Source organism: Leptospira borgpetersenii serovar Javanica (assembly GCF_003046425.1).
GTDB classification, from domain to species: domain Bacteria; phylum Spirochaetota; class Leptospiria; order Leptospirales; family Leptospiraceae; genus Leptospira; species Leptospira borgpetersenii.
In genome coordinates this window covers 12,250-30,000 of record NZ_QAJG01000032.1, presented here as the reverse complement: position 1 = coordinate 30,000, position 17,751 = coordinate 12,250, and the positions used below count along the sequence as shown (strand labels likewise).

General features: G+C 39.1%; 12 protein-coding genes and 1 pseudogene. 7 read left to right on the top strand and 6 right to left on the bottom strand.

Going from position 1 to position 17,751, the window contains the following annotated elements; all coding sequences use genetic code 11:
• The first annotated feature begins 530 nt into the window (after positions 1 to 530).
• The gene (locus tag CLV95_RS16875) at positions 531 to 1,622 is read left to right on the top strand and encodes an LIC10774 family surface protein (protein ID WP_002733891.1); all 1,092 of its coding nucleotides are present in this window, start codon (positions 531 to 533) and stop codon (positions 1,620 to 1,622) included.
• Between the two features lie 1,089 nt (positions 1,623 to 2,711).
• Here CLV95_RS16875 and CLV95_RS16870 read toward each other — a convergent pair.
• The gene (locus CLV95_RS16870; protein ID WP_032850709.1) at positions 2,712 to 4,640 is read right to left on the bottom strand and encodes an Lnb N-terminal periplasmic domain-containing protein; all 1,929 of its coding nucleotides are present in this window, start codon (positions 4,638 to 4,640) and stop codon (positions 2,712 to 2,714) included.
• A gap of 54 nt (positions 4,641 to 4,694) precedes the next feature.
• The gene (locus tag CLV95_RS16865; protein WP_002728777.1) at positions 4,695 to 4,973 is read right to left on the bottom strand and encodes a hypothetical protein; all 279 of its coding nucleotides are present in this window, start codon (positions 4,971 to 4,973) and stop codon (positions 4,695 to 4,697) included.
• A 262-nt stretch (positions 4,974 to 5,235) separates the two neighbouring features.
• On the opposite strand from CLV95_RS16865, the gene CLV95_RS16860 reads away from it, so the two are divergent.
• From CLV95_RS16860 to CLV95_RS16840, 5 genes are all read left to right on the top strand, one after another.
• Positions 5,236 to 6,600: a class I SAM-dependent RNA methyltransferase gene (locus tag CLV95_RS16860; protein WP_002732864.1), complete on the top strand. Its 1,365-nt coding sequence runs from the start codon at positions 5,236 to 5,238 to the stop codon at positions 6,598 to 6,600.
• 521 nt (positions 6,601 to 7,121) lie between these two features.
• Entirely contained in the window at positions 7,122 to 8,246 is a 1,125-nt protein-coding gene (locus CLV95_RS16855) for a SpoIID/LytB domain-containing protein (RefSeq protein WP_002728806.1), read from the top strand.
• Positions 8,247 to 8,787: 541 nt separating this feature from the next.
• On the top strand, positions 8,788 to 9,483 hold the full coding sequence (locus CLV95_RS16850; protein ID WP_002732862.1) for an ABC transporter ATP-binding protein: 696 nt from the start codon (positions 8,788 to 8,790) through the stop codon (positions 9,481 to 9,483).
• 6 nt (positions 9,484 to 9,489) lie between these two features.
• Positions 9,490 to 11,979, top strand: a complete 2,490-nt coding sequence (locus CLV95_RS16845) for an ABC transporter permease (protein ID WP_002732881.1) — start codon at positions 9,490 to 9,492, stop codon at positions 11,977 to 11,979.
• 77 nt (positions 11,980 to 12,056) lie between these two features.
• Positions 12,057 to 12,992, top strand: coding sequence for a hypothetical protein (locus tag CLV95_RS16840; protein ID WP_002728794.1), 936 nt, complete (start codon positions 12,057 to 12,059; stop codon positions 12,990 to 12,992).
• A 217-nt stretch (positions 12,993 to 13,209) separates the two neighbouring features.
• On the opposite strand, the pseudogene CLV95_RS20150 reads toward CLV95_RS16840, so the two are convergent.
• A pseudogene (locus tag CLV95_RS20150) lies at positions 13,210 to 13,474 on the bottom strand (hypothetical protein); the annotation flags it as partial.
• A gap of 187 nt (positions 13,475 to 13,661) precedes the next feature.
• On the opposite strand from CLV95_RS20150, the gene CLV95_RS16825 reads away from it, so the two are divergent.
• The gene (locus tag CLV95_RS16825; RefSeq protein ID WP_002732869.1) at positions 13,662 to 14,072 is read left to right on the top strand and encodes a hypothetical protein; all 411 of its coding nucleotides are present in this window, start codon (positions 13,662 to 13,664) and stop codon (positions 14,070 to 14,072) included.
• Here CLV95_RS16825 and CLV95_RS16820 read toward each other — a convergent pair.
• The 3 genes from CLV95_RS16820 to CLV95_RS16810 all read right to left on the bottom strand — a co-directional run bounded on the left by CLV95_RS16820 (position 14,066) and on the right by CLV95_RS16810 (position 17,677).
• Positions 14,066 to 15,496: an efflux RND transporter periplasmic adaptor subunit gene (locus tag CLV95_RS16820; RefSeq protein WP_107695032.1), complete on the bottom strand. Its 1,431-nt coding sequence runs from the start codon at positions 15,494 to 15,496 to the stop codon at positions 14,066 to 14,068. The two genes, CLV95_RS16825 and CLV95_RS16820, sit on opposite strands and share 7 nt — an antisense overlap.
• Positions 15,497 to 15,594: 98 nt before the next feature.
• Positions 15,595 to 17,013, bottom strand: coding sequence for a TolC family protein (locus CLV95_RS16815; RefSeq protein ID WP_002737844.1), 1,419 nt, complete (start codon positions 17,011 to 17,013; stop codon positions 15,595 to 15,597).
• 37 nt (positions 17,014 to 17,050) lie between these two features.
• Complete coding sequence (locus CLV95_RS16810; RefSeq protein ID WP_002732860.1) at positions 17,051 to 17,677, bottom strand: lipoprotein; 627 nt, start codon at positions 17,675 to 17,677, stop codon at positions 17,051 to 17,053.
• Positions 17,678 to 17,751: the final 74 nt, after the last annotated feature.

Sequence of the window (17,751 nt, the reverse complement as noted above, 5' to 3'; positions counted from 1 at the left end):
TATTAAAAGTTTTAGAAAAGATTTTAAACATTTCGTTTTAGCCGCGGGACTTTGGGATTTTCGCCTATTTATTGTTAAATGTATTAATTAGTAATTTTTTAACAACTCTATTTTAGAAAACATCAAGAGCTTTTAGAAATTTTTCCACGATAGACATCGAAATTCATCTTGGATCGATTTCTATTTCATCCAAATGAACGATAGAAGTTTTCAACAACTCCATTCACAATCTACTTAAAGACATTTTAATTCGACTTCTAATTAACCCTTTTGGATTATAATGCGATCTTTAATTTTAGATTTCATTGAGGTTGTGTCGTATTTCTATCGTATTGAGAATGATTCTAACGTTACCTGAGAACATCAGGCTCTCATTCCTGCGAAATTCCTATTTTTACGTCTTCGATTTATAAGGGGTTACGATAATTTTTTATAAATTTTATTTTCCGTTCAAAATGAAAACATCCGCCTGTTGCATTGAGGGCAAAGATTCATATTTTATAAAGAATAGGGATCTTAAGGAAAATAAAATGAAACAAATTTTTTCAATGTGCCTGGCAGCTTTTCTGTTATTTGCGGGATGTGCGGGAACAAACGATGGAAACGAAAATTCTTCGCTCCTTCTTTTGGGAATCTCCGACAAATCGTTGTTAGATATTGCAGCAAATCCTCAGAGATCCTTAGTAAATTCAGTACCGGCGCCTAGCGTTCATTACGTGGATGCTCTTTCTGGAAATAATTCCAACCCTGGAACATCACTCGCTCCTTACAAAACCATTACGTATGCAGTTTCGCAACCTGGAAATACGATCTATGTAGCACCTGGAACCTACAACGAAGCGCTGGGAGAAATGTTTCCCATAAAGATACCTGCAGGTATAAATTTAATCGGAAATGAATCCGGAAAAGGCATAGAAAGTAAAGTAAAAGGAGGAAATTCCGGTTATACCGGCACTGGGATCATTCGTAATGAAGGGCCTACTTTGATTTTGGGAATGGGAGTGGTTTTCACTGGATTTGAGTATACTACTTTGATTTTAGAAAACGACAGCACAGTTGCCGGATTTACGATTACCAATCCTAAACCTTACTCTGGACCGAACACTTCGGCTGTGCAAGTTCCTGGATCAATTTCCGGCATTATTTCCGGAATCACAATTCGAAACAACACATTGACCGAAAGTATCGGAGGTGCGGGGGTTTTTATCCGAACTTCCAATCAGGGCGGAACTGGAAATATCATTTCCGGTAATACTATCGTCTCAAATTATTTCGGGATCTATAATTCTTTCTCAAACGCAGTGATCAAAGTAGAAAATAATTTGATTTCTCGGAACAAGTCGGGAATTCTTCTCATGACTCATACCGACTTCGGTATCAACGTGGATTTGGGAGGAGGAAGCACTGGAAGTGTAGGAAACAATACCATTTCCTGCAATACGTTTCATGATCTATACGCATCAGTTTCGAATACGGTCACTTTGTATGCTAAGAACAATCATTGGGACCACATTCCGCCCACTGTAGCAATGACAGGCGGAGATGTGGATATATTGAATCCTTCCAATTCTTCCATTTTAACTTCTGGCATGAGCCTCGCGGCTGCGCCTTGTAACCCGTAAAATCCCATAACGTTACCCACAAGTTAAGAAGGCTTTTGGGATCATAAGGATCAAAAACTGATATTTTTCAAGTGTTCCGACAAGAATGAGGCTTTTTACTTGCAAGAAGTATGATTTTGTGGTAAAGAAAACCTCCCGAGTCTTCCCACCGCCTCTCCCCTCCACCCAAAATCAGGGTGGGGCGTAAGTTTCACAGAGGATTTGTAGTAATTCCGACAGATTTATCTTCAGATCCAAGTATTTGTGGGTAAGGTTATGGTAAAATCCATCTCACCGCTTTCGAATGTAAGAAAGCGGTGAGTCGTTTATAAAGTCTTAAACATATAAAATTGATCGAGAAGTTTCAGTAAGAATATTTGTAGGAACAAAAGACGTATTCAAAAAAGACGATAAACTTTCTGAAAGTTTATTCTTCGAAAGAATCGATAAAATGGATATCATTTTGAATTTTTACGAAAGTAGTTTTATAAACATTAGAATTATTGAAAAATTAATTCCCAACGGTTTATATGCCATTACTTAGGACTATATAATAGAGTATATAGAATTCTGCCTTTAAAACGTGGATTTACGTTAAAGTTGATGGTACTCCTTCATGTCAGATCACTAATATTATAACCAAAGACGAAATATTGCATTACGTTTCTTTCATGCAATTTATCTACTTAAGTCCGGCCTTTGCAAGCAAAGAGCGGGTCGAGCTTCTTATATCGAATTCACGTTAAGAACTTGTCCCCAAACCTCAGATGTAGGAATTCCTACGAAAGTGTTCCAGCGATAAAATCCGTTAGAAAATCCATAAATCACAGATCTGCTGGAATTCCCACATTCAGAGGTGATGACAGTGTCGCGGCAAGCCGCTCTTACAGAAGACGGTTTTGGGACAAGTTCTAAATAAAGTTTCAGAACAAACTCTTAGGCGGGATGTAAGAGCCGGTCTCAAAACCTGAAGAAAAATATCTCTAGACGATCCAGCAAGTTTTTAAAAAACGTGAGAGTTTCCACAGAAACCGTCGCATTGGCGGTTTTCTCTCGTCGTTTAAAATTGTAATACCCCTACATTCCTAAGGTTTTGAGACCGGCTCTAAGTTAAAAATAAAGTTTGGCACCGAACTTGGTTTCTTCCAAAGAAGTAAAATAGTTTTTTCTATACTGAAACTCTAAAGCGATACGTTCCGTTAGCAAATAATTTCCTTGTACGGAAAACTCGGGAAAATACTGCTTATCTCCGAAAGAATAAGAACGATAGTCTCCTATTAAATGAAACGAAAATCGTTCGGTAATTCTACATAACATCCCGATAGTTGCGATCGATCCCAAGCGATACCCTCTCCGAAAAGAATCGGATATATCCCCTCTCACGTCCAAAAATGAATAAAAAATCAAACTATAACGCGAGAAATAATAGAACGGTTCCGAAGCGACTCCAAATCCGAAGCTGGAAAAGCCGAATAAAATACCCGGATCTTCCTTAAAAACTTTTTCCGTCAAAAGAGATTTAACGCCTACGTCGAAACGCCAAGATGCCTTATTCAAAAATTGACCGATCGGATGCAGAGAAGTCATCTGAATAAAATGTATCTCTTGAAGTTTAGGCGATTTCATATTCTCATAAACGCGTATATTCGTATTCAAAAAAAATAATTGATTGTAGGGAGAATAACCCGGATACGAATCCGTAAAGTCCCTTAGGACCGGCCTAAAAGTGAATTCTCCGAATGCTCCGTTGGAAGAATTTCCCGCGGATACCGTAATTTGAGAAGGATCATGCCCAAGAAGCGGATTAGACGCCGTCGGAGGATAATAATAATCATTCAGTTTTAATAAATTTCCCATATCCCCCCTCAGTGAATTATATCTATAATACCTTTCCTTATCCTTTTCATCTAGGGTTCCTTTTTCCATAGATTTTTTAATCAGAAGATAATCGATCGCAGCGTCATAAAGAATCGCTCTGCGATTTTCGGATAACTGCTGACTCACATCCTCATCGTCCTTGATAACTTTTCTTAAAAGTTCTCTCTCCGACTCAGTGAGAAAACCGTATTTTTGTCTATATCTTTCTACGATGGAAGGTCTGAACTTTACTTCCAGAAATAAGTTCTTTCGAGCCGCCATTAACTTGATCGTATCGGCAGGTTGCACTAAAAATTTTTTTCGATCGGATAATCGAAGTTCCGGATCCCCTACATCAAGCAAAGTGAGAATTCTAAAAGAGCAATTTTCATCAAAAAAATAATAATCAAAATGATTTTTCTGCATTTCCCATAAATGACGAATGATTCTTTCAATGCCTTTTTCATCAATATTCAACTTATATTCCCAGAGACTTCGATTTTCGTATTCGTTATATTCGTATATTTTATATTTATATTTTTGAATCTCAAAAGATCCCGGAAAGTTTCCGCTTAAACCGTTGAAAACATAGGAAAAAGGATCTATGATTCTCGGAATTATCGCGGCGTAAGTGACAACTACGTCTTCCAACTCTTCCACTTCTTTCGTACTAGAATTAAACTTAAACATCGTATGTCCGAATAAGGAAGCCGGATGTTCGGGATGAAAGGCGGCAAAAACGACGGAAAGCGAATGTGCTTTCATCTGATTATGAAACTCTTCAAATTTAGGACAAGACGGTATCGGAAATACATTCGGATCTATGGAAAATCGTTCCCGTATCCAATAAAAACGGGCCGGAAATAAACATTCCACCGACAGATCGGTTAGAGCTTCGTCTTTTGAGAAGACCCTAAGACTCGTTTCCAATTCTAAAGATGGATTCGTTTTACCAGACGGAGAGAAAAAAAAGGAATCACTGTCTGCATAACTTCGATATTTGTTTTCAGAGACTTCCTCATAATGCAATAAGGTCAGCCAGCTTCTTTCTTTATAAATCCCTTCTTTTTGGATACTTCCGATTTTATCCTCTATAAAAAGTTCCCTTGAAGTTCTGTTTTCTGAAAAAAGAGGAATAACAAATAGATAAACGATTAGAATGCCAGAAAGAGATCTGCTCAAAGATGCCTTTAAAAAAGAAAAACAGCCGCCCAATGAACGAGCGGCTGAATAAAACTATTTAACGCCAGTTGCCTGACAAGCTTCCGTTCCGGAAATTCTGGAAGTAGAAAACATACCGCCGGTTGCAGCTCCTCTAGCGTCAACAACCTGTGTTACACCTTCTTTGTTCAGATCGTTCAAACAAGCCGTTACGGGTGCTCCCCAAGCGGTAAAAATTACCGGGTTTATTTGAGTTGCAGTAATTACGTCCTTGCCGCCAACTTTAGTTTTGTCGATACTATAACAATTGGCAATAAAACCAACAACGAAGCTTAAAAATAGAATTTTTCTCATCGAATGATTCTCCTTGATTTTGGTCAGGGTTTTCCCCCATAGAGTCTTAGCAATCATAAATCTTATATTCAATTTTCTCAATAGACGAAGCTATCTTAAAAATATTTCATCTTTGCTTAAAATTCCAATTTCAATTATTCTAAGATATTTTTGAGATAGTTTATAGTAAGACCAGGTTTTACCGGAAAGTTTTTTATTAAAGAATCCACTTTTAAGACGAACTAAAGTTTACCACACACGCCAAGTTGATAGACTGGTTATAATGCCCGATAAAGACATAAATTTCACTCATAAAGGTACGATTGAATTTGTGAATTCCAAACTTCGTGGAGTTAGTATTGTAAATAACACTCCGATTGAGATCCCTTATTCCCTACCCGGGGACATTTATCACGTCACTTTTTTTAAAAAGAAACGCCGTAAGCCTTTCGCCAAACCGGAATTAATTTTTCAGACCCAAAGAACCGTATTGCCTCCTTGTCCCGCATTTACGAGATGCGGAGGTTGTTCCGCGCAACACATTCCCTATGAAGAGCAATTCCATTACAAAACCTCAGCTCTTTTGGAAAGTTATAAAAAGGATTTCGGAATAGAACCTATCTTACATCCGGCCCTAAAAAAACTTCATTATAGAAATCGAATGGACTTTGCCGTATTTCCGGGGCCGGTTATCGGACAAAGGAAATCTGGTTCCTTTAGGCATGTCGTGGATTTGGAGTTCTGTTTTATTCAAAGCGAAGAGTCAAATGCGGAATTGAAAAGATTTCGAAGTCTAATCTCCGAATTTCCGGATCTTCCCTATAACCGAAAATCGGATTCAGGATTTCTAAAGTATCTGACTCTTCGAAAAGCGACAAACTCGTCCGAATTGATGACCATTCTAACTTTTATAGAAGAATTTAAAAACTCGGATCAAGAGGAAAAACTCGCGAAAGCCTGTTTAAAATATCTGAAAGCGGACCATATCCTATTTTGTTTCAATCGAAAAAAAGGGGAAATTTCAGCGGTCGGAGAAGTAAAAGTTCTGAAAGGAAGAGAATCTTATCTGGAATTCGTTTCCGGAAAAGAATTTCGAGTTCCCTTCGACTCTTTTTTTCAACCCAATCCGGAAGGGTTTCAACCGATTTTGGATTTCATCGAAAAAGAAATTCCCAAACCATCCGACCATCTCATCGATCTATTTTGCGGTTCCGGTTTTTTCAGTAGAATTTTCGCCCATAAATTCAGGAAAATTACGGGAATCGACTCCATCGAAAGCTCTTTAGAAATCGCCCACAAACAAATGTCTTTCGATTTTCCGGAAATCGAATTCTCTTATCTGAGAGAAGATCTTTTTTCGAAAAAGTCCTTTTCTCAACTGAACATACTGCTTCAATCTCGGGAAAAGAATATTTTAATCGCCGATCCTCCACGTGCTGGGCTCGGTGAATTCGTTACGGAAGCACTGAAGAATTCAAAAATTTCCTCCTTTTTTTACGTTTCCTGCAATCCAACCTCCCAAAAAGAAGATCTCTGGAAATTGAAGGACTTCTTTCAGATACAAAAAATTCTCATCACGGATCCGTATCCTCAAACTCCTCACCTAGAATCCGTTGCGCTCTTGAGTTCCAAAAGTCCACCCGTTTGATCCGGTAAACCTATCGACATAAGATTCCTATTTCCTCTTTCGAAGTTCGTCCTTCACGAATGTTTATATTATTATATTTTTATTATATTCTTTAATTATTAAATACGTATTTATATCGCTCTATAATCCAGATCAAAACGTAATTTTATATTCAAATCCCCTTCCCGCGATAAGAGTGAGTTCTTACCGCAAACTTTTTTGCGTTCAAAAGCACTGAATTTCGACTTCCAAGACAGTCGGGATTTCTCCGTTTTTTAGGGAATGATCCGTTGAAATTTTCAGAGTTTACGGATCCCACTCAAAACTTTCAGCCTTGACCCAAATGAACACAAACGATTACAATTACGCTTTCAGTTTCCTCTTTTGCCCTTTCTTCAATTATGATCGTATACGTCCATTTCCAAAAAAGTCCGGCCTTACGTTTTACAAAGTCAAAAGCCTTTTTCCACTTCCCGTAAAGTTCAAAAATTCCTATAGAGATTCCGGTTTTTCATCGATATTCAAGAAGAGAGATACTTTTTATGATCAAAAATCGAATTTTGTTTTTCATTCTCACAGCCATTCTTTTACAAGCGGGCTGTAGCACCGTCATCATCCGTCCTTGGACACCTCCCTATAAAAGCCGTCCGGTTCACGAAATTAGAGTACTTCTTGGCAAAGCCGAAGGTGATCTTCAAATTCGAGGAGAAGGGATCATTTCCGTCTATGACGCAAACGATCTTCTGATTAAAAAAGGAATCGACATCATTTCTTTAGACGCTTCCCGTTTAAAAGCTCCGATTCGTTTTGTAAGTCAAAACAAGAACCTTGAATATAAATCTCTCAAAGTGCGAGGGACAATTCATCTAATCCCCCAAAACCAAGGTTCTGCTCTCGTGGTTAACGTACTTCCTTTGGAAGAGTATCTCTTGGCGGTTGTTCCCTCCGAAGTTCCTTATAGCTGGCCGATGGAAGCGTTAAAGGCCCAGGCAATCTGTGCAAGAACTTATGCCGTTCGTGAAATATTAAATAAAAAGAATGCTTTTTACGACGTAGAAGCCACGACAAATTCCCAAGTATACGGAGGCCTTGAAAAGGAACATCCATTGACTACAAAAGCGGTTCAAGATACAACCGGCGTAATGGCCGTCTTTGAAGAGAACCCGATCCAAGCCTTCTTTCATTCGAATAGCGGCGGAAAAACGGAAACCCCCGAAAACATTTGGGGAGGTAAAAAAGTCCCCTACCTTTCCATTGTGGCTTCCGAGTTCGACAGCGCCGGAGACAATTTCTATTGGAAAGAAACAATCTCTCAAGAACTCATCAATTCCAAATTCTCGAACTTAAAACTGGGCGAAATTCAATCGATCCAAGTTTTATCCAGAACGGCATCCGGAAGAGTTGATCTTATAGAGATCAGCGGAACGGACGGTTCTTCCAGAATCCGGGGCAAAGATTTTAGACAAACTCTCGGCACACCCGTTCGCTCTTTACGTTTCGGAATTCAAAAAGAAGGGAACGGTTTCCTTATCAAAGGGATGGGATCCGGTCATGGTGTAGGTTTAAGTCAATGGGGAAGTTTCGGGATGGCGAAAGAAAATTACAACTATGTAGAAATTTTGAGACACTACTATCCCGGAACCGATCTCGCAAGAATTACGCGTTAGTTAACTTGAATTTCGATATAAGGAAGTTTGGGCGGATCACTCGCAAATTTTATAGTAAAAACGGGTCACAGCATAATAATCGTTTTCGCATTTGTTATGCAGAACTCACGTTAAGCCATATCAAAAACGGATACCGACGTTATAGAACGGCTTTTTGAAAGCTGTTTCTAATATTCCTATTGATTAATATAGATTCGGCTTTTTTGAAAAAGATCAATAGAGTTGTTGAAAATTCCATGATTCGGATTAACAAAACCGCTTCAAACATCCATTTCAACGAAGCAGAAACGGACAGAGAATTAATTTTTCAAAAACTCTAATATTCTAACTTTTGAAACAAACTTATTGTGGTATTTTTTTCATGCGTTCGAGTTGTAATTTGATGGATTTATCTTTGTAGTAACGATTAGGATTTCATCGACTCCTTTTTCGATCTTTTTCGAAATTCCGACAAATCATAATTCTCTATCAAATTATATCGATTTCGCATTTTTTCACTTTCCATAAATTTCATTTCGAATTCTACTGTTCTCTCAAAGAAATGACAAGCCCCGACACAACGGATCCCAAAAGAATACGAATTTCAAACCTCCGTAAATCGTATCAAAGCGGAAAACTTCAAACGGAAGTTCTCAAAGGATTGGAGTTGGATATTCCAAGTTCTTCCGTCATCACTCTAATGGGACCTTCCGGCTCCGGTAAATCAACTTTTTTGAATATACTTTCCGGCATAGACAAGCCGGACTTCGGAGAGGTTTTTGTAAACGGAAAATCTCTACATTTAATGAACGAAAAAGAACTGACAAAATACAGAAGAGAAGAAACGGGAATCGTATTTCAATTTTTTCATTTACTTTCGTACTTAAACGCACTTGAAAATGTGGCCGTCCCTCTTTATATTTCCGGAATCAGTAAAACACAGGCCCGAAATGCGGCGGAAGAAGCTCTCGAAAAAGTAGGACTTTCTTCGAGAAAATTTCATAAACCGGACGAACTTTCCGGTGGAGAACAACAAAGAGTAGCAATTGCAAGAGCCCTCTGCAAACGACCGTCTCTCATTCTTGCGGACGAACCCACCGGAAATTTAGACACTAAAAATGCGGAAAATGTAATACAACTTCTCATAGACCTACAAAAACAACACGGGTTCACACTTTTTATCGTAACCCACGATCAAAAACTCGGTTCTTTAGGGGAATTTCGTTTGAAGATGACGGACGGAACTTTGGAGGATTAAAACCTCGTGTCTTTTCGAATTTATACGTTATTTTTATTCGAATACTTTCGAAGCCATAAACTGGGTGCATTTTTCGCGTTATCCGGAATATCATTGGGCGTAGGACTTTTCATCTCGACCAGTGCAAACGGAATGAAAGCGGAAAAAAGCCTAACCGACTTCGCTATGGGATATTTTCAAGGAGAATATAAGATCAAAATTTCCTCTTCTTTAGGAGATCAAAACCTTCCAATCTCGCTTATCCACAATTTATCGAAAGACTCTTCGTTAACCTGGATCGTAAAAATCGCTCCTCGATTTCAAAAGGAAGTCATTTTAAACGATTCGATTCGAGGCGTATTCATCGGCTTGGATTTTTTAAAAGAATCCGGCGAGTTTCTTTACAAACCGGAAACCAAAAATTCCGACACACAAAACACAAGAGACAAACTTTCTTCCGTCTTTATCAGCCGTTCCTTTTCCCAAAGGATCGGAACTTCCAAAGTCGATATACGCATAAACTCTAAGAACTTCTCCATCACGGAATTGACGGCATTTGATGCGGAAGGCGGGAATATTCTTATAGAAGACATAGAATCCGCAATGGAAAGATTCGGGACCGCGGGACACGTTAGTTTCCTTTTAATCCAACCGGACAGATTCCGACCGGAACAAAAACGGATTCTTGAACGGAAACTAGGTCCGGACTACAGGATCGAAACGGTAGAAGACATCCGGGAAAAATCCAGAAACGCGTTACGCTCTTTTCAGCTTAATCTTTTGGTGATCTCTTTCATTTCCCTCATAATCGCACTCTTTATGGTTTCCAACACGATGTCCGGTTTATACGTCAGCCGTGAAAAAGAATTAGGAATCTTAAAAACGATGGGACTGAGTGCGGGCCACACCTTTTTCCTATTTATATCCCAGGCTTTGTTTTTGGGGATCTCGGGAAGTTTTCTAGGACTGGGGCTTGGTTTTCTTTTTTCGAAACTCGACTTTTTCAGCCCGGAAGCGGTTTCTGTGGATCTTAGAACCTACAACTCCGTTCCTATTTCCACTTGGTTACTAGGATTAGGAATCGGAATCATCGGATCCTTTTTATCCGCCGCGGTTCCGTCTTTTAGAGCGGGAAAAATTTCTCCGGTCTCCATTTTGAGAGAATCCTCTTCAGAAACATACAAAATGAACGAATTCCGTTTGTTATCGATCGGGCTTTCACTTCTTTTCATCTTTACTTGTATTGCGTTCTTTCCTTTTCGCTGGAAATTTCCGATCTTCGGACTTCTGGGAATCGGCGGAATTGTAGTCGGTTTCACTCTTTGTTTTCCTTATGTCTTTAAAATTTTCGTGATATTCTTTTTTAAACTCGTAGAAAGATCGGATCGGTCTTTTGTTTTTATGAAAGTAGGTTTGGAAGAAATGAAAAACCAAACCCTGCGAAATACGCTCACATCCGCAACTCTGATGCTCGCCACTTCCCTTGTAGTCTGCCTTTCGATTTTAGCGGACAGTTATCGAAGATCCTTGAATGATTGGGTCGAAGCGGAATTCCCCGCCGAGTTTACGATCATCAATACGGCAAACTTAGCGGCGGGAATCCAAGGAGGAGTTCCCATCCGTTTGTTAAACGAACTCTCTAAAATTCCGGAAGTGAAATCCCTCGACGGTTTTTGTGTGAATACGAAAGTAGAAACAGACCGAGGAAACTTTACGATTCACGCATATACGTTCGCAACACACGACCGGGAGGATTCTCCGGAACGCCTCATAGAAACGGAAAACGAAATTCTAATCTCCTCCAATATGGCCTATCTGCAAAACTTCGACGTAGGAGACTCGATCCTGATCGAAACGAAATTCGGAAAAAAAGAATTCAAGGTTCGAGGCATTAAGGAACATTTTTTTTCGGAGCGCGGAACGATCATGATGGATATTCGAAACTACGAAAAGTTCTTCGGACTTCACGGATACAATTCGATTAAGATCTTTTTAAAGAAAGACGCAGACCGAAAACGATCGGAAGCATCGATCTCTGAAATTTTAGCGCCAAACACCTCCCTAAAATTGTTAAACGTAGAAGAATTGCGAGAGCTTTATACGAAAGGAGTGGATAAAGTCTTCGGAGTCTTAAAAACCCTAAAAACGACCGCTTTTATCATCGCCATACTTTCTTTGATTTCTTCCTTGTTTCATAATCTCATTTCGAAAAAAAATACGTTGGGAATTCTCAAATATTTAGGGGCCGACCTTGGGCAACTCGGAAAAATTTTGCTGACCGAAAGTGTATTCATCACAATCCTCTCCATTTGTTTCGGGATCCTTCTTGCGTCTTTTCTTTCCCCCATAGTTTTATATGTCGTCAATAAGAACGCATTCGGATGGACCTTAAAATTCACAATTTCTCCGGAAGTGCCGATCTTTTTTCTAATCCTATCGCCAGTTCTAGGGATTCTATCCTGTTCGGTCCCGTTATATACTTTACAAAAATTGAGTTTTCGAATCAGCCAAGAATAAAGACGCTTTCTTTCGCTTTTTAGAATGAAAACCAACTTGATTCGAAACCTTCTTTCCAATAGGATGCCTTAATTCTTATGAGCGCATTAAGTGAAGTAGCGTTACAAATCGCTTCCGAAATCCGAAAAGTGAATCTTCGAGAAGACCAAAGAATCCCGACCTCGGATGCTTTCATTAAGGAAATGATGTCGCTTTATTCACGGGAACCGGACGATCTTCGAAACATACTCGAAGCTCTTCGAGCAGCCAAAATCATATTCATCATTAAAATCGTTTTGCCGGAAGAAAAGATGAGTAAGATAAACGATCCGGGCGTCGATGCATACGTCTATGCGGATCTCAAAATTCTTAACGACTTGAAATACTATTCGGAAAAAAAATTAGAACGTCTTTATGAAGCAACTTACTACAAAAAGAAATCCCCTTCCTTAATCACAAGAGAACTTTTTCCGAAAATCCGAGAATTGAATAATACTCCGATCGGAAGAATGGTCAATATCCTCGTGATGATCGAAGAGTTCGTCCGAATGATGAACAACAATCCCAACGATTTCGAAGAAGGATCACGCTCTCAGGCTATGGAAGACATTCTCGTAGCCAAAGGTGATAACCCTACAAAAGAAAAAAGTATCTTCGATGAGTCCTCTAAATCTACGTCTTTATCGAGTTCTTTCGGACCGGCTCTTTCTCAAAGAGCCACAGATCGTATGGCAGCTCAAGAGGCCAATCTCAACCCGAACAGCCCTTGGGGAAGAATGGCCTCTAAATTTTCAATCGAGTTCTTACTCAGAGTACACCTCAGAAAATGCGAGTTTGAAACGGTCCGTAAATTGATCACCTCGGGAAAAGTCGCCGATGAAGTGAATCTCCGTTTGATCCGAGACAGCCTTTTAAAAATGGAAAAAAACATCAACGTGGACAAGGTTCTCGCCTCTTATCTGGAAGAAATGATCGAACTTAGAAGACTCGCTCAGAGAAAGCTAAATGCGGTTTCTAAACCGAAGATTTTTTAGATTTTAAATGTCAGTGGTCAAGGTTTTATGTAACGTCCTAGAAAAAGTTGTCAGAAAGAGGAAGACGCCATAACAAGGATCAAACGTTACTGCGAATCGTCCAAGAGGAAAGTAACCCAGGAAATAGAGGACGGCAAATAGAACCAGAGCACAGCTTCTTATTGAGGCTTTTGGAATTCCCGGATATCCGGATTTATCTTTCACAGAGAAGCTCCGGAGGAACTTCCAAACCGATTGTTTCAAAGTATCCTTTGAACTTTTGCCACTTTTTCCATTTCGAGAATTGCCCGAATTATTTCCAGACGAGGAGTTCCTCTCGCAATCCAGATGATGTGTTAGCTCTCCTGAGCGCCGATTCATAGAGAGGCTTCCGCTTGAATTATCACCATCCGTTCTACCGACGATTTCGTTAGCTGCTTTAAGAATCCTTCGTTTTTGATCAGCTCTTCCGAGGTCAATCTTACCTTTGATTCGTTCACCAAGTAGTTCGCTCAATTTTTGAATTTGCTCATATTGTTTTTTATCCTTGTTACTTTCGGTTCATTTACAAATAATTTACACAATCAAGCGACACTCTCGTAATCAGAAAAATCCACTAGTTAATATTTTCCAAATGAATTTCGAAAAATGTTCGAAAGAATTCTCACCCAAACACATCTTGATTGAAAAATGAACCGCTTTTTAAAAACTTTTTATCTGTTCATCTATCTATCGGTTTCAGGATGCGGAAAAACGAATCATGAGGATCAGAGGGAAAAAGATTTTAAATCGAGATTACTTTCCATCGTTACCGCCGCAGAGAACGGAAAAAATCAAAATCCAAACAACGATTCCTACTATGTTGGAGGAACCATCACCGGCCTAACTTTGTCCAGTAGCGTCATCATTCAGAACAACAATTCCGATTTACTGACGATCAATTTAAACGGCGTATTTCGATTTGCAAAGGCCTATAAAAACGGAGACTCCTATTCGGTTACAGTGTTAACGCAACCAAACGCTAAAATCTGCACGATCCCAAACGGTGTGGGAAGCATTTCCGGAACGAGCGTGCTCAGCATACTCATCACTTGTCAATAAGATTTCTCTTCGATCAAACCGGGAGTTTGTTCCTTTGGAATTTTAACTTTTTGACCTTCCTTGAGTTCATTCAAATCGGAAATCGCAATATATCGTCCTAATTCAAGATTTCCTAATACTTCCACAAAACCGCTTTCCTCTTTAATGGTTTCCACCTCCACGCTAAACAACCGATTTTCTTCGTTTGCAACAAAGACGGTTCCGCTTTTATCTTCCTTATTCTTAATGAGAGCTTTGAGCGGAATTAAAAAGGTTTTTTTTCGAGCCTCTTCTAAAAGGATGTAACCACGTGTGAACATACCCGGTTTTAAAAGTTTTTTTTCATTTTGAGCGAGAACCTTTACTTCCACCGTCCTACTCTGCGGATCTACAATCGGGCTGATGATATAAACCTTTCCTTCAAAGTTTTGTCCCGGATAAGCATCAACGATAAAATTCACTTTTTGATCTTTTTTCAGTTTCCACAGCTCCGATTCACCGATATTAAACTTTAAGATTACTTTAGAGGTGTCGACAACGATATACAAAGCCTCTCCCTCTTTGACGGCTTCTCCCTGTTCCTTAATTCTGGAAGCAACCGTTCCAGACAACGGACTTTTAATATTCGATTCCTTTAATAGAAGTTGTGTGGATTCCATATTTTTAAGCGTCGATTTAAAGTTTGCCTCGGCCATGTCCAATTCGGCACTTTCAATCATAGTATTTAATTTTATATAAGCCTCCTTTAATTCTGACTTAGTTTTAGGAATTTGAATATTCGCTTTATTTAAATCTTCCGGTCTATAACCCATTTTTAGACTAGCGAGATTTTTTTCCGCTTTAAAAAGGGAAATTTCGGCGGAGTTCAAAGATGTTTCCGCAGATTTCAATTCCGTTTCAGAAACCGCTCCGGCTTCGTTCAGTTTCTTTTTGTTTTCTGCGCTGCGCAGAAGATTATTCCGAATCTCTCTCGAGTCCCTCACGTCTGCCTCCGCCTTTTCGATATTCGCCAATTCCCGATCCACCCTTTGTTTAGCGATGAGTAGTTTGGCGGACGCCAGGTCCCTTTGACGGGTTTGTACTTCCACACTGGATTGATCTTTAGATAATTGAATTTCTAAATTCAACGTTTCCATTTTTGCAAGAACATCTCCGGCAAGAACGGAATCTCCCTCTTCTTTAAAATATTGTTGAATTCTCCCTAAAATTTTGGAAGTAACCTCCGCCTTCTTGAAAAAAGAAACGGAACCTAAAACTTTAAGGCCGGAACTTGATTCGCCCGGATCAATCTTGGCGAGTTTAATCCGGTCTTCAAGAGGTAATATTTCCTCCTTTTTCTCGCTTTTTTTGCAATCCGTAAAAAGAAATAGTAATATTACAATCCAGATACACTTTCGAAAAACCCTACAATAAGAATATGATCTTAATTTCATGGGATCAAACATAACGAATAAGACATCCGTAGGTCGTTATTTACGAATCGTTTTACTCGATTTGATTCCGTTTTTGCGAAACGATTTTTATCTTTCATGTCTATATCCTCTTATTGTAATTCAAATAAGTGTAAATCGTCTAAATTTAAGCCGGTCGATAGCTCCATCTGAGCGATCGAGTTCAAATATTTCAACCTGGCTCCTATTTGAGCGTTTTTCGCCTCTAAAAAACGTATTTCCGTTTCGGCCAATTGAGGCCGAGTAGCTTCCCCTAGTTTTACTTGCAGCTCCTGTATATTGAGTCTTTTTTCGAATATTATAATATTTTCATCTGCCTGCCTCATGGATTGCCAGCTGATGTTCAGCCCTCTAAGAGACTTTCTGATTTCAGTTTCGATGATATCCCCCAATTGTTTACTGGCGATTTTAGCCTGATACGCATCCACTCCCGTTGAAACTATTTGTTTTTTATAACTCAATTGATCGTAAATCGAAACGGTAGTAGAAGAAGAAAGGGAACGATCCGTATCGTCCCTGCGTGAAACGAAGTTCGAGGAATCAGTAATTTGGTTCGGACCCATTAACATGGAAATGCGAAAATTCAAACCCCATTCCGGCTGTCTGGGCGGATAATCGGCTCCCGAATAACCGTAAAAACCGCCTAAAGAAACGGTAGGAATGTAAAAAGATTTCGCATAACGATGCTGGGACTCTGTCTGCAATTCCTTCGCCTTAGCCCGATCGAAGTCCACTCTATATTTTCTTGCCAAGGAAATTAGGTTTATTTCTTCGAACTGGATAAAGTTGTATTTTACGGAATTTAAGAGATCTCCCTTTAATTCCAATTCGCTGTTTGCTTGAAGACGTAGGAGAATTTTAAAATCCTCAAGAAGATTATTATATTCCATCCGGGCGTTTTCGTGCTGCATTTTGATTTCATTCAAACGATTTTCGACCTCCAGAATTCGGATTACGGTACTTTCTCCAAGTTCCAGCTCCTTCTTGCCTAATTCCAATTGTTGTTTTTGACGATCGATGGATCGTTCATAGACTTCGATTGCCGACTTTCGACTCAGAACTTCATAAAATTTAGATCTAATTTTAAATCTAAGTTCGTTCAAAGCGAGACGAAGATCATATTTTGCCAACGCTAAATCACTCATTGCGGCATCTAAAGCGAGAGAACGTCTCCCTCCGTCAAATACCACCTGGTCTACATTCAAACTCAAACGTTGATTTCTGCTGTCATCGGTATTCGATACGATATTGTGAGAGCGATCCCAACGAACCGTTGCGGTGGGAAAATAAGCTCTCCAATTTTCATTCAACAACAATCGTTTGATCTGTTGTTGGGAACTGATCAAACGAATTTCGGGACTATTCTCGACTCCTAGTCTTTCTGCGGAACCGATATCTAGAATAATTTTTTCCTTTGCTTCTAAAAGATTCATATAATGGAATATTCCAAAACACACAAAAACCGGAATCCATCGAAATTGAAGCGATTTTACGAACAAAAAAGAGAGCACGGGTCACACCCAAAATTTAAAATAAGAGAATCCACCGTTATTTACTTCGTAACAGTTCCACGATCTTATTCGCAAAAACTCTCGCGACTTCCGAACTGTTATCGTATAATTCCAACGACTCGCCCCCTATATACTGTATTTGAACCACTTGGGATCCGTTTTTATTATAGAGATACGCCATAATACCTGAGCTCTGATCGGGATTTAAAAAATTTCCCGCCTTCGTTTCATGAACAAATCCGGTGATAACATAATCCGAATTCGTCTCGGAACAGATTTCTTTTACCTGTTCCGAATTCAAAAGATATGCAGAATTCATTTTTTGTGTGGCCGTAACAATGGAAACATTAGAGTTCGGCTGCGGTTCTTCGATTTTAGCGGAAGGATTTGAAATCGTTCCCTTGATACCGTTTGTGTGGAAAAAAAATAACAAATTATCGGAAAAGACGGAAGAAATTATGTCCGCTTGATTAGAAGATTTGGAAAGAAAACGAACGATACTGATTCGATTTCCGCCCTTCAAAGCGGTTTTGTCCATTTCAGAAAACGATATATTATACGTTATATCATGATAATAACGTAAAGAAGATCTACATGTCGCAAAACAAAGAAAATAAAGAACCGTAAAAGTTCTAAACAAAATTTTAAAATGATCATTTAACATAACTTTTCAATAAATATTCAATTTTTTCGAATGAGAAAATCCACAATTGGTGATCTAAAAAAAACCAATACTTC